We start from the raw sequence: 13266 nt of genomic DNA, 5'->3' as shown, positions 1-13266 counted from the left end.
TCCCGCCACGCGGGAGAGGCAATCTGAGCGGTTTTCTGGCTTCGCATCCCAGCCTCAAACATCGTCATTGCGAGCGCAGCGAAGCAATCCATGCCAGGCGGCGCCATGGATTGCTTCGTCGGCTTCGCCTCCTCGCAATGACGGAGAGGGGGCTCCGGAAGGCCTCCGCGCGGGATCGGATTGCCCGGTCCCCTGGCGCGGCGTGCCGTGCTATCCCGGTGCTGTCCTGATCACCGTTCGGAGCCGAGTGCCATGTCGCGTGCCAATGTCGTGTCGTTCCGCCGGGCGGCGCCGTGGTGGACCGCGGCCGCCGCGAGCCGGCTGGAGATCGAGGGCGGCGCGCGGCTGGCCGGCGAGATCGCCATCGCCGGGGCCAAGAACGCGGCGCTGCCGCTGATGGTCTGCGCCGCGCTGACCGACGACCGGCTGACCCTGTGCAACCTGCCGCGCATCCTCGATGTCGCCATCCTCGCCGGCATCCTGGCGGAGCTCGGCGTCGAGGTGTCGTGGGACGAATCAGGCCCGGCCCTGTCCGGCACCATGGCCGGCGCCGGCTTCGGCAGCGGCCGGGTCGACGGCGCCCTGGTCGCGCGGATGCGGGCCTCGTTCCTGATCGCCGGCGCGGCGCTGGCCCGGCTGGGCCGGATCGCGCTGCCGCTGCCGGGCGGCGACGCCATCGGGCTGCGGCCGGTCGACTTCCACCTCGCCGGCTTCCGCCAGATGGGCGCGACCGCCGAGATCATGGGCGGCGAGGTGGTGCTGTCCGCACCCGGCGGCCTGCACGGCGCCGCCATCGTGCTGCCCTTCCCCTCGGTCGGCGCCACCCAGAACCTGATGCTGGCCGCCGTCCTGGCCAAGGGCGAGACCAGCATCACCAACGCCGCCTGCGAGCCGGAGGTCACGGACCTCGCCCGCTGCCTCTCGGCGATGGGCGCGCGCATCGCCGGCATCGGCACCGACACGCTGCGGATCACCGGCGTCGACCGGCTGCATGGCGCGACCTACGACGTGCTGCCCGACCGGATCGAGCTGGGCACCCTGATCTGCGCCGCCGCGGCGACGGGCGGGGAGCTGCGGCTGACCGGGGCCTCGACCGATCTGCTCAGCGCCGCGCTGCCGGTGTTCGAAGGCGCCGGGATCGAGATCGAATCCGCCGCCGGCGGCATCGTCGCCCGGCGCGGGGCAGGGGGGCTGCAGGGCGTCGACATCATGACCCAGCCCTTCCCTGGCTTCGCCACCGACCTGCAGCCCCAGGCCATGGCCCTGCTGTCCTGCGCCGAGGGCGCGGCGATGATCACCGAGACCCTGTTCGAGAACCGCTTCCGCCATGTGCCGGAACTGCAGCGCATGGGCGCCAACATCCGGGTGGTGCGCAACCACGCGGTGATCCGGGGCGTGCCGGCGCTGGCCGGGGCCGAGGTGACCGCGACCGACATCCGCGCCGGCGCGGCGCTGCTGATCGCGGCGCTGGCGGCGCAGGGCACCAGCACGCTGCACGGGGTCGAGCATGTCGACCGCGGCTACGACAACCTGGTCGAGCGCCTGCGCCGCTGCGGCGCCCGGATCCGGCGCGTCGACCTCTAGCGGGGGCGACCTCTAGCGGCGGGACCCGGCTGGTTCGCGGCCCGATCCCGCCGCGGGCTCATGATGCCGCCGGACGGCGCTGGTGGACGAACACGCCGGCCGCGACATAGGCCGCCTCCTCGGCGGTGGACGGCCGCCCCAGCACGGCGTTGCGATGGGGGAAGCGCCCGAAGCGGGCGATGACGTCGCGGTGGCCCCTGGCCTGGCCCAGGGCGAAGTCGAAGATCCGCTTCTGATGGTCCGGCGCTGCGGCCAGCCGTCTTTCGGACTCCGCCACTGCCCGGTCCAACCGCTCCTGATGCCCCGGCCCTTCGGCATGGGTCAGGGGCATCAGGAAGAAGCCCTTCTCCCAAGGGAAGAGGGCGTCGTAGTCGCCCGTGCGAAGCCCCTCCTCGGCGAGGCGCAGCGCATCCGGGTCGGAGCCGTAGGCGGCGGGCGTTCCGGCGAACAGGCCGCGGGTGAACTGGTCGAGCACGATGATCAGGGACAGCCGCCCGGCCGGCGCCGCGCACCAATGCCCGAGCCGCCCGGCCCGGGCGGCTTCGACGGTCGGGAGAAAGCGGGGGAGTTCGGGCGTCGCACCCCCCGCCATCCACCATTGCAGCTGCTTCACCAGGCGCTCGTGGTCGGCGTCGGCCAGATCCGTGGGGAACCAGAAGCTGTAGACCTCACGCCAATCGCAGGGATCGGCCATGGCATTCTCCGGCAGCGGGACTCTGGGAAGGACGGACAGCTTCGCATGCGCTGCCGGCACCTCCGCACGGACCCGGTGTCGCGCCGGGTCCGAGGGCCGCACCCTACCGCCGGAACGCCGTCAGCGCGGCCAGGTCGGGGGCCGAGAAGGCGTCGCGGCACCAGTGGCCGGCGGCCTCGGCCAGGGCATCGTCCCAGCCGCCGTAGCGGAAATTGTCCAGCGCCTTGGCCTCCAGCTCCGCCGGGCTCAGCGGCTCGCGGGCGCCGCCGCGCATGTGCGGCTGGCGGATCTCGATCACGCGGCCATCGGCCAGCGTGGCGGCGAGATGGCCGGTGAAGTTCTTCGGGTATTCGTCCGCCGGGTCGATGCGGTAGGCGATCTTGGCTGCCAGGGCCAGCACGTCAGGGTCGTGGATGCGGGCCTCGGTGAACTGGCCGAAGCCGGCGCGGCCGTCGAAGAACCCGACCGCCATGCAGAAGGGGGTGCTGAACTTCGCGGCATAGGGGGTGCGCGGCCGGTGCTTCACCGCCAGGTCCTCCCACAGCCGGTGCACGGTGCCTTCGCCGACCTTGCAGGTGATCGAGACGATCTCGCCGGCCTGCACGCCGCGCTTGGCCAGGCCGATGGCGCAGTCGATGAAGGGCTGGGTCATGGTTCCGCAGGCATAGGGCTTGAAGGCGATGCTGGGCATCACCCAGTCCCGCCCGAGTCCGTCCAGCAGCGGCGCGAAATCCGGCGTGCGGGAGGGGGCGAAGGCCTTGTAGAAGCCGTGCACGCCCTCCAGCACGGTGCGCGGGCCGGCGAAGCCGCCGCGGGCCATCAGCGTCGCGCGCAGGCCCGACTGCGCCGCCCAGCCGGCATGCATGCGCTTGGTCGAGGTGCCCTCGGCCAGGTATTCGATGATGCCGGAGGCCGTGCTGCCGGCGATGCCCAGCGCGGCGGTGGCCTGGTCGGCGGTCAGGCCGAGGCTGGCCGAAACCGCCCCGGCGGCGGCCAGCGCGCCCAGCACCGCGGTCGGGTGGAAGCCGGCGGTGTGGATCGCCTTGGGCGCCACCAGGGCCAGGCGGCACATCAGCTCGGCCCCGACCGCGATGCCCTTCAGCAGCGCCTCGCCGTCGAGATGCTCGCGTTCGCAGGCGGCCAGCACCGCCGGCACGATCACCGCGCCGGAATGCACCGGGCCGCCCTCGAAGGTGTCGTCGTAATCCTCGCCATGGGCCGCGGTGCCGTTGACCAGCGCCGAATCATAGGCGGTCAGCGGCCGGGCATGGCCCAGGGCGGTGCACAGCCCGGTGCCGTCCGCGGCGGCCAGGGTGGCGGCGATGTAGTCCTCGCGCCGGCCGGCGACGCACAGGCCGGCGACGTCGAGCAGCAGCATGCGCGCGGTGTACACCGCCTCGTCCGGCAGGGTCCGGACCTCGACGCCCGCGATCCAGGCGCCCAGGCGCTCGGCAACGGCCTGGCCGGCCTTCGGCAAATCGGCACTCATGAATTCTGTCTCTTCCTGGCGGTGGTCCGGCGCAGCGGCACGGTGCCCGGCGGCCCCTCGGTCTCGGGGGCGCGGGCGATGATGTTGCGGGCATAGCCGCCGTCGACATGGCCGCGCATGGCGGCGCCGGCGGCGTCGGGGTCGCGGGTCTCCAGCGCCTCCAGGATCTGGCGGTGTTCCTCATGCGAGGCGGCGCTGCTGCCGATGGTGGCGAAGCTGCGGCGGCGCACCAGATGCATCCGGTTCACCACCTGGCGGTACAGGTCCAAGAGCGTCGCGTTGCCGGCCATCTCCACCAGCCGGTCGTGGAAGGCGATGTTCAGCGGGAAATAGCCGTTCACGCCGTCGCGGATCGAGGCGCTCTCCAGCGCCGCCAGCATGCGCTTCAGCTCCAGGATCTGGGCCTCGTCGATCTTCGGGGCCAGCAGCCGGCCGGCCATCTCGTCCAGGGTGGCGCGGACGGCGTAGTGCTCGGCGATCTCGGCATCCGTCAGCTCCCGCAGGAACATGCCGCGGTTCTTCTCCAGCCGCACCAGCCCGGCCTCCTGCAGCGCGCGCAGGGCCTCGCGCACCGGGGCGCGGCTGACCTGCAGGTGCTGCGACAGCTCGAGCTCGTTGAGCCGCGCGCCGACTTCGATCTCGCCCGCCTTGATGCGGCGCAGGATCTCGTCCTGCACCAGGCCGGAGAGGGTGACGGAGCGCAGGAGCTCCAGCGGATTGGGAAGCGAAGAGGTCATGGGCCGCAGCTTAAGGCACGCGATCGGGGTTCGAAAAGACATATTGTAGATTGCAAGATTGTCGACAATATGTAATTCACAGAAATGCGACAGAGCGACCCGCGACGGGCTCCGCCCCCACGAATGACCCAGGAATGAGGACCGCCATGGCCCCCGATCACGGCCAGCCGACCGAGCTTTCGCCCCCCGACCTCGCACCCCAGGTGACGCGCCTGCTGGCCCGCCACCTCGTCACGGCGGAGTTCGAGTCGCTGCCGGCGAATGTCCGCCACGAGGGGCTGCGCACCTTCCTCAACTGGCTCGGCTGCGCCGTCGGGTCCGCCCGGCACGAGGCGGTGTCGATCGCCATCGACGCGATGGCGCCGTTCAGCGGCCCGGCCCAGGCCAGCATCCTCGGCCGCTCGGAGCGGACCGACGTGCTGCATGCGGCGCTGATCAACGGCATCAGCTCGCATGTCTTCGACTTCGACGACACCCATCTCAAGACCGTGATCCACCCGGCTGGCCCGGTGGCCTCGGCGATCCTGGCGCTGGCCGAGTACAAGCCGGTCAGCGGCCGCGACTTCCTGCACGCCCTGATCCTGGGCGTCGACGTCGAATGCCGCATCGGCAACGCGGTCTATCCCGACCACTACCATGTCGGCTGGCACATCACCGGCACCACCGGCGTGTTCGGCGCGGCGGCGGCGGCGGGCAAGCTGCTGGGGCTGGACGAACAGCAGATGGTCTGGGCCCTGGGTCTGGCCGCGACCCAGCCGGTCGGCCTGCGCGAGATGTTCGGCACCATGACCAAGAGCTTCCATCCCGGCCGTGCGGCGCAGAACGGCCTGACCGCGGCCCTGCTGGCGCAGCGCGGCTACACCAGCTCGGAGCAGGGGATCGAGGCCAAGCGCGGCTGGGCCAACGTCACCAGCACCCATCGGAACTACGAGGAGATCACCGGCGGGCTGGGCGTGCGCAACGAGATCCTGCTGAACAGCTACAAGCCCTTCGCCTGCGGCATCGTCATCCACCCGGCGATCGACGGCTGCGTCCAGCTGCGCAACCAGCACGGGCTGGCGGCCGCCGACATCGTCAAGGTCGAGCTCAAGGTCCATCCGCTGGTGCTGGAGTTGACCGGCAAGAAGACGCCGAAGACCGGGCTGGACGGCAAGTTCAGCGTCTACCACTCCGCCGCCGTCGCGCTGATCGACGGCCGCGCCGGTGAGCCGCAATACAGCGACGAGAAGGTGCGGGACCCTGCGGTGATCGCCCTGCGCGACAAGGTCACCGCCGAGATCGACCCGGCGATGCCGCCGGATGCGGTGTCGGTCGCGGTGACGCTGAAGGACGGGCGGGTGCTGCATCTGCGCGTCGACCACGCCATCGGCAGCGTCGACCGGCCGATGACCGACGGGGATCTCGAGGCCAAGTTCACCGACCTGGTGCTGCCGGTGCATGGCGAGGCCGGGACGGCCGCGCTGCTCAAGGCGTGCTGGGACCTCCAAACCTTCGCCGATGCCGGCGAGATCGCCCGGATGGCCCGCGCCGGCTGACCCCGGAATCCGAACCGGGCCGCGGCACCCCCGCGGCCCGGGCCCATCTTTCCAGACCGGCCTTCAAGAACAACAACCGCCGGCGACCTCCACGGGAGGAAGAACCATGATTCTACGGGCATTCAAGGGCGCCACCGGCAGGGTCTTCATTCTGCTCTGCCTGATGTACTTCATCATGTATGTCGACCGGGTGAACCTGTCGATCGCCGCCCCCCTGATAAAGGGCGAGCTGCACCTGTCGAACACCGAGCTCGGCCTGGCGCTGGGCGCCTTCGGCTATTGCTACGCCCTGTTCCAGATCATCTCGGGCTATCTCGGCGACCGCATCGGCGCCCGCCGCATGCTGTCGATCAGCGGCCTGTTCTGGACCGGCGGCACGGTGCTGGCCGGCTTCGCCACCGGGCTGTGGACGCTGATCGGCGCGCGCCTGCTGGTCGGCATCGGCGAGGCCGGGACGATCCCGACCGCGACCGGCGCGATCAGCCGCTGGGTGCCGAAGGTCCGGCGCGGCTTCGCCCAGGGCTTCACCCACACCTCCGCCCGCCTCGCCGCCGCGGTGACGCCGCCGCTGGTGGTGGCACTGATCCCGCTGCTGGGCTGGCGCGGCTCCTTCGTGGTGCTGGGCGTGGTCAGCTTCCTCTGGGTCGCCGTGTGGTGGAACTACTTCCGCGACGATCCCCGCGAGCATGAGGGCATCACCGAGGCCGAGCTGGCGGAGCTGCCGGTGCTCGACCGCGAGGTCGGCAGCCGCGCCACGGTGCCCTGGGGCCGGCTGATCCTGCGGGTGGCGCCGGTCACCCTGGCCTTCTTCTGCCATGCCTGGACGCTGTGGCTGTACCTCAGCTGGCTGCCCAGCTTCTTCGTCGGCGAATACGGCTTCGACCTCAAGGACTCCGCCCTCCTCTCCAGCATCATCTTCGTCGCCGGCATGATCGGCGACACCGCGGGCGGCCTGCTGACCGACTGGATCTACCGCCGCACCGGCGACCTCAACCGGGCCCGCCGCAACGCCATGCTGCTCGGTTTCGGCTGCTCGCTGGTCTGCCTCAGCGGCGTCCTGTTCATCCACGACCAGATCCTGATCACCATCTGCCTCGCCCTCGGCCTGTTCTTCCTGGAGATGACCGAGGCGCCGATCTGGTCGGTGCCGCTCGACATCGCGCCGCGCTACGCCGGCATCGCCAGCGGCTTCGTCAGCACCGCGGCCGGGGTCGCCGCCCTGGTCTCGCCGATCGCCTTCGGATACATCCTGGATGTGACCGGCAGCTACCGCCCGCCTTTCCTGATCTCGATCGGGCTGCTCGGCCTCGGCATCGTGCTCGCCTTCTTCGTCCGCGCCGACCGGCCGGTGGAAGCGCCGGCCGAGGATGGCCGCCCCCATGCCGCCCTGTTGAGGACCTCGCCATGACCCAAGGGATCGCCGGACGGGAGCTGGAGGGCCGCGTCGCCATCGTCACCGGCGCCGCCCGCAACATCGGGCGGGCCATCGCGCTCGACCTCGCCGATGCCGGCGCCGCGGTGCTGGTCCACGCCCGGGGCTCCGCCGACCTCGCGGCCGAGGTGGTGCGCGAGATCGAGGCCAAGGGCGGCCGGGCCCGGATGCATCTGGCCGACATCACCGTGCCCGACCAGGCGGCCGGAACGGTGGCGGCGGCGGTCGACGCCTTCGGCCGGCTCGACATCCTGGTCAACAGCGCCGCGGTCCGGCACGAGACGGCGTTCGCGGCGATGACCCTGGCGGATTGGCACGAGGTGCTGGCCGTGATCCTGGACGGCGCCTTCCTGATGGCCCAGGCGGCGGTGCCGCATCTCAAAGGGTCGGACGGCGCCAGCATCGTCAACCTCGGCGGCATGTCGGCCCATAGCGGGTCGGCCGGGCGGGTGCATGTGACCACGGCCAAGGCCGGCATCGTCGGCTTCACCCATGGCCTGGCGCACGACCTGGGGCCGGACGGCATCACCGTGAACTGCGTCGTCCCGGGCCTGATCGGCACCCAGCGCACCCATCTGCGCGGCGGCGAACCGGCGCATCACGCCCAGCACACGACGCTGGTCGGCCGCCGCGGCAAGCCGGAGGAGGTGGCGAGCCTGGTGCGCTACCTCGCCGGCCCGTCGGCCCGCTACATCACCGGCCAGACCCTGCATATCAACGGCGGGGCCTTCCTCTCGTAACGACGCCTACGCCACCGGCTTGGCCCGGTCAGGCCGTGCGGCGTTGATCCGGCGCAGGGCCAGGTCGCGGTCCTCGCGCACCTGGATCTCGCGGCCGCGGGCCAGCAGGATGGTGCGGGCCTTGGGGTGGTGCCAGCTCTGCGGCGCCCGTACGGTCTCGACCCGGGCGGCCGCGACATGCACCACCGTGCCGCAGGGCGTGGTCAGTTTGGCGGTGGCGAGACCGGCGCCGAGCTGCTTCAGCACCGCGGTCAGCGAATCCACCAGATAGGCCTCCTGCTCGGTCGCGGCGGTGCCGAAATCGACCTTGGTGCGGCCGGGGATCTCACCCGACCGGTAGGATTCGCGGATGAAGACGATGTCGCCCTTGGGGATCGCGACGGCGCCGCCCTGGTCGTCCGTCCCGGTCAGCTGGGTCTTGACCATGGGGCCTCCCGGCTTGCTGCTGGTTCCCTCGCGGAACCGTTGCGGCAAGGATGGCGGCATCCGGTGGAAGGATGCAAGGGCAAGCGGCTGTGGTTCCAGAGCGACGTCGCTCCCCCTCCCGTGTCATGCCACGGCTTGATCGTGGCATCCAGGGGCGGCCAGAGCGGTTCTCGGTGGCCCCTGGATTGCCCGGTCGAGCCGGGCAATGACAGAAAACGAGTGGCTCTATGCCGGCGGCCTCAGGCGAAGCCGCGCACCGGCAGGTCCGGGCCGCGGCGCAGCCAGTTCCTCGGCGAATAGGCGGTGCGGCCGTCGGTGACGTGCAGCGTGTAGGCGTGGCGTGAGGCGGGCGACCGGTTCGGCGCGCTGTAATGCGGCAGCCGGCCGTGGAAGCAGACCAGGGCGCCGGCCTTGACTTCGACCGGCACCGCGGTGGCGTCGGTCGGCCAGGGCGTAGCGTCCAGCTTCTCCATCCGGGTGACGCCGTCCTCCAGCACGAAGCGCTCGCGCAGCGGGCCGCGGTGGCCGCCGGGCTCGACCCACAGGCAGCCGTTGGAGCGGTCGGCATCCTCCAGCGCGAACCAGAAGGTGGTGACGCTCAGCGGGGTGGTCTCGAAGAAGCTGGCGTCCTGGTGCCAGCGCACCTCGCCGCCGATGCCGGGCTGCTTGAAGATGTACATCGACTGCCAGATCTCCGGCTCGGCCAGCCCGACATCCGCGGCCAGGGCGGCGAGCTTCGGATCGCGCGAGAAGCGGTCGAACACCGGGTCCAGATCATGCAGGGCGTGGCCGATCTTGTTGATCGACAGCGCCTTGGCCTGCTTCAGCCGGCCGGCCTCGTCGAACGCCTCCTCCTCGAAGAAGCAGCGCACCTTGTCGCCCGAGGTCAGGAAGTATTCGTCGGTCTTCCGCACCTGGTCGTCGGTGGTGAAGATCGAGACGCTGTCGCCGGGATCGAAGGCGTCGACGATGGCCTCGGCCCGGGCCCGCACGGCGCGAATCTCGTCGATCGGCTTGAAGCCGTCCAGCACCAGATAGCCGTCGCGCACGAACTGCGCCTTCTGGGTCTCGCTCAGCATCCGTCTGTCCTCGCCGCGGGCAGGAATTGCTCCCGATCAGGGCAGTCTAGCGCGTCCGCCGCCGGCCGCCAGCGGGAGGCGGGACCGGGCGGGCATTCCTATGCGTGGCACCGGTCTTGCTTGCAATCGAACTGAAACAATGCTCGGACAGTCCGAGGGGCAGGCGGGGGACGGCGATGACCACATCCGATATCGGGATGGCAGTGGGATCCGGCGCGGCGGACCGGCCGGATGCGACGGCGCGGCGGGCGCTGGTGGCGTCCGCGGTCGGCTATGCCATGGACGGGTTCGACCTGCTGATCCTAGGCTTCATGCTGTCGGCGGTCGCCGCCGGGCTGGCCCTGACCCCGGCCGAATCGGGGTCGCTGGTGACCGCGACGCTGATCGGCGCGGTGGCCGGCGGCATCCTGTTCGGCATGCTCAGCGACCGCATCGGCCGGGTGCGGGTGCTGACCTGGACCATCCTGCTGTTCGCGGTCTTCACCGGCCTTTGCGCCCTGGCGCAGGGCTATTGGGACCTGCTGGCCTACCGCACCATCGCCGGCCTCGGCCTCGGCGGCGAATTCGGCATCGGCATGGCCCTGGTGGCCGAAACCTGGCCAGCCCGGCTGCGCGCCCGTGCCTCCTCCTATGTCGGGCTCGGCTGGCAAGCCGGCGTCCTGGCCGCGGCGCTGGCCACGCCGCTGCTGCTGCCCCTCATCGGCTGGCGCGGCATGTTCGCCATCGGCCTGCTGCCCGCCATCATCTCCTTCGTGGTGCGCCGGACGATCGGCGAGCCGGCGCTGTTCCTCGACCGCGCGGCCCAGGCGCGGCAGGGACATTCGCGCCAGGGCAATTCGCTGCGGCTGCTGGTCAAGGATACGCGCACCACCCGGATCAGCTTCGCCGTCTTCATCCTCTGCTCGGTCCAGAACTTCGGCTATTACGGGCTGATGATCTGGCTGCCGTCCTACCTGTCGACGGCGATGGGCTATTCCCTGACCAAATCGGCGCTGTGGACGGTGGTGACCATCCTCGGCATGTGCGTCGGCATCGGCGCCTTCGGCCATCTCGCCGACCGCATCGGCCGCCGCCCGACCTTCATCCTGTTCCAGGCCGGGGCGGCGATCATGGTGGTGGTCTACGCCCAGCTGACGGCGCCGATGGCGCTGCTGTTCGGCGGCGCGGTGATGGGGATGTTCGTCAACGGCATGATCGGCGGCTACGGCGCCCTGATCTCGGAGCTGTACCCGACCACGGCGCGGGCGACGGCGCAGAGCGTGCTGTTCAACCTCGGCCGCGGCGTCGGCGGCTTCGGCCCGCTGGTGGTCGGCGCGCTGGCCAACCAGTATTCCTTCAGCCTGGCGATCGCCCTGCTGGCGGTGATCTATGTCCTCGACATCGGCGCCACGCTGATGCTGCCGGAGACGCGGGGAGTCGAGTTGGAGTAGGGGGCGTGGGGTAGGGCAGGCCCACCCCTCCCTTGTCATGCCACCGCTTGACCGTGGCATGACAAGGGGCGGCCAGAGCGGCTCTTGGTGGCCCCTGGATTGCCCGGTCAAGCCGGGCAATGACAGAAAAAGGGCGAGGGCAGTCCATAGAGACCGTTTCGAAATGCGCTGGTGTGAGTCGGCTGGCGGTGGTTTCGAGAACCGGAGCGCAGCGCACGTTTGGTGCGTGAGCACCGGAAGCGCAGAAACCGCCGTCAGACGGCCACGCCAGTAGCATTTCCAAACGGTCTCAGCCCACCGGCCGCGTCGCCTGCTCCAGCCAGGCGCGGTCCTCGCCGTCCAGCTGCGGGCCGACGATCTCGCGCACCTGGGCGTGGTAGGCGTCCAGCCAGGCGCGCTCCTCCGCGGTCAGCAGCGCCGCGTCGACCAGGGCCAGGTCGATCGGGGCGAAGGTGATGGTCTCGAATTCGAGGAAGCTCCTGCTGTCGTCGCTCAGCGCCGCGCAGGGCTGCACCACCACCAGGGTCTCGGTGCGGATGCCGAAGCGGCCGGCGGCATAGTAGCCGGGCTCGTTCGACAGGATCATGCCGGGCTCCAGCGCGATGGTGTTGGGCGTCTTGGCGATCCGCGCCGGGCCCTCATGCACGCTGAGATAGCTGCCGACGCCGTGGCCGGTGCCGTGGTCGTAGTCCAGCCCGTGCTGCCAGAGCGGCCGGCGGGCGAAGGCGTCGATCTGCGATCCGGTGGTGCCCTTGGGGAAGCGCGCGGTCGAGATCGCGATATGGCCCTTCAGCACCAGGGTGAAGGCGCGCCGCATCTCCTCGGTCGGGGTGCCGACGATGATGGTGCGGGTGATGTCGGTGGTGCCGTCGCGGTACTGCCCGCCGCTGTCGACAAGGTAGACGTTGCCCGGCTCGATCGGCCGGTTGCTCTCGGCGCTGAAGCGGTAATGCGGCAGGGCGGCGTTCGGCCCGGCGGCGGAGATGGTGTCGAAGCTCTCGTCGCGCAGCCCCCCGGCGGCGACCCGGAAGTCGTGCAGCTTCGCGGCGGCACTGGCTTCGTCGAGCTTGCCCGACGGCGCCTCGCGCGCCAGCCAGGCCAGGAAGCGGGTGACGGCGGCGCCGTCGCGGCGATGGGCGGCGCGGGTGCCCTCCAGCTCGGTGGCGTTCTTGCGGGCGCGGGGCAGGGCGCAGGGGTCGGCGCCGACATCGACCTTGGCGCCCTTCAGCCGGTCCTGCACCCAGGCGCTGGCCGAGGCGGCGTCGATCCGCACCGCCTTGCCGGCGCGGCCCAGCCCTTCCAGCGCCTGGCCCAGGCTGGAAGGCGGCTGGATCGCGACCTCGTTGCCGAGATGGCGGTCGACGCCGGGCACCAGCTTGCGCCGGTCGATGAACAGATCGACCAGCCCGTCGGCATGCAGCACGGCGAAGGACAGCGGCAGCGGCGTGTGCGGCACGTCGGCGCCGCGCAGGTTCAACAGCCAGGCGACGCTTTCCGGCGCGGTCAGCACCACCGCGTCCAGCCGGTCGCGCCGCAGCGCCTCGGCGATCTCGGCCCGCTTGTCGCGCGCCTCCTGGCCGGCGACGTCGCTCTCCTGGACGATGGTCGGCGAGATCGGCGCCGGCGGCTGGTCGGTCCACAGCGTATCGATCGGGTTCTCCTCGACCGCGACCAGGGTGCCGCCCGCGGCCTCGACCGCCTTGCGGGTCTTCTCGACCCAGGCGACGGTGGCCAGGCGCGGGTCGTAGCCGGCCTTCCCGCCCTTGGGCAGCGCCCCGGCCAGCCACGCCTCGTGCGGGTCCTGGTGCAGGTGCCGGCGCTCCCACTGGGCCGCGTCGGTCTGCTGCTCGGCCTGGATGGTGTAGCGGCCGTCGACGAAGATGGCGGCGCGGTCGGTGGTCACTACCGCGACGCCGGCCGAGCCGGTGAAGCCGGTCAGCCAGGCCAGGCGTTCGGCCCGCGCCGGCAGGTATTCGCCCTGGTGCTCGTCGGCATGAGGCACGACATAGCCGTCGAGGCCGAGCCGGGCGAGCGCGCCGCGCAGCGCGGCCAGCCGCTCCGCCGGCTGCGGGCCGGCCGGGCGGCGGGCCGCGGCGACGGCGGCCTTGGCCGCGCGCAGG

Annotated in this window: 11 protein-coding genes; 5 read left to right on the top strand and 6 right to left on the bottom strand. The window is 71.3% G+C overall.

Going from position 1 to position 13266, the window contains the following annotated elements:
• Positions 1–252: 252 nt before the first annotated feature.
• Positions 253–1584: a UDP-N-acetylglucosamine 1-carboxyvinyltransferase gene (gene murA / locus AB4112_RS33745; protein WP_441726523.1), complete on the top strand. Its 1332-nt coding sequence runs from the start codon at positions 253–255 to the stop codon at positions 1582–1584.
• A 58-nt stretch (positions 1585–1642) separates the two neighbouring features.
• Here murA and AB4112_RS33740 read toward each other — a convergent pair whose 3' ends face one another.
• The 3 genes from AB4112_RS33740 to AB4112_RS33730 form a co-directional block, all read right to left on the bottom strand.
• On the bottom strand, positions 1643–2278 hold the full coding sequence (locus tag AB4112_RS33740) for a DUF924 family protein (protein ID WP_441726520.1): 636 nt from the start codon (positions 2276–2278) through the stop codon (positions 1643–1645).
• Positions 2279–2381: 103 nt separating this feature from the next.
• Complete coding sequence (locus tag AB4112_RS33735; protein WP_441726517.1) at positions 2382–3767, bottom strand: MmgE/PrpD family protein; 1386 nt, start codon at positions 3765–3767, stop codon at positions 2382–2384.
• Positions 3764–4504, bottom strand: coding sequence for an FCD domain-containing protein (locus AB4112_RS33730; protein WP_441726514.1), 741 nt, complete (start codon positions 4502–4504; stop codon positions 3764–3766). Before AB4112_RS33730 ends, AB4112_RS33735 begins: the two co-directional genes overlap by 4 nt.
• Before the next feature lie 146 nt (positions 4505–4650).
• Here AB4112_RS33730 and AB4112_RS33725 point away from each other — a divergent pair, with 146 nt between their 5' ends.
• The 3 genes from AB4112_RS33725 to AB4112_RS33715 all read left to right on the top strand — a co-directional run bounded on the left by AB4112_RS33725 (position 4651) and on the right by AB4112_RS33715 (position 8211).
• The gene (locus AB4112_RS33725) at positions 4651–6039 is read left to right on the top strand and encodes an MmgE/PrpD family protein (protein ID WP_441726512.1); all 1389 of its coding nucleotides are present in this window, start codon (positions 4651–4653) and stop codon (positions 6037–6039) included.
• 106 nt (positions 6040–6145) lie between these two features.
• Positions 6146–7447 (top strand): MFS transporter, encoded by a 1302-nt coding sequence (locus AB4112_RS33720; protein WP_441726509.1) that lies wholly within the window; start codon positions 6146–6148, stop codon positions 7445–7447.
• The gene (locus AB4112_RS33715; protein ID WP_441726507.1) at positions 7444–8211 is read left to right on the top strand and encodes an SDR family NAD(P)-dependent oxidoreductase; all 768 of its coding nucleotides are present in this window, start codon (positions 7444–7446) and stop codon (positions 8209–8211) included. Before AB4112_RS33720 ends, AB4112_RS33715 begins: the two co-directional genes overlap by 4 nt.
• A gap of 6 nt (positions 8212–8217) precedes the next feature.
• Here the strand turns inward: AB4112_RS33715 and AB4112_RS33710 are convergent, their stop codons facing one another.
• Positions 8218–8637, bottom strand: a complete 420-nt coding sequence (locus AB4112_RS33710) for a hypothetical protein (RefSeq protein ID WP_441726504.1) — start codon at positions 8635–8637, stop codon at positions 8218–8220.
• A 239-nt stretch (positions 8638–8876) separates the two neighbouring features.
• Entirely contained in the window at positions 8877–9716 is an 840-nt protein-coding gene (locus AB4112_RS33705; protein ID WP_441726501.1) for a phytanoyl-CoA dioxygenase family protein, read from the bottom strand.
• A 176-nt stretch (positions 9717–9892) separates the two neighbouring features.
• Between AB4112_RS33705 and AB4112_RS33700 the strand changes: the two genes are divergently transcribed.
• Positions 9893–11146: an MFS transporter gene (locus tag AB4112_RS33700; protein WP_441726498.1), complete on the top strand. Its 1254-nt coding sequence runs from the start codon at positions 9893–9895 to the stop codon at positions 11144–11146.
• Between the two features lie 289 nt (positions 11147–11435).
• Here the strand turns inward: AB4112_RS33700 and AB4112_RS33695 are convergent.
• The coding region (locus AB4112_RS33695; RefSeq protein ID WP_441726495.1) for an aminopeptidase P family protein at positions 11436–13266 on the bottom strand (1831 nt) is incomplete at its 5' end.

It is taken from the genome of Inquilinus sp. 2KB_23, from assembly GCF_052115705.1.
Classification (GTDB): domain Bacteria; phylum Pseudomonadota; class Alphaproteobacteria; order DSM-16000; family Inquilinaceae; genus Inquilinus; species Inquilinus ginsengisoli_A.
Note: the sequence above shows the minus strand (reverse complement) of the source record. Positions and strands in the feature narration are given on the sequence as shown.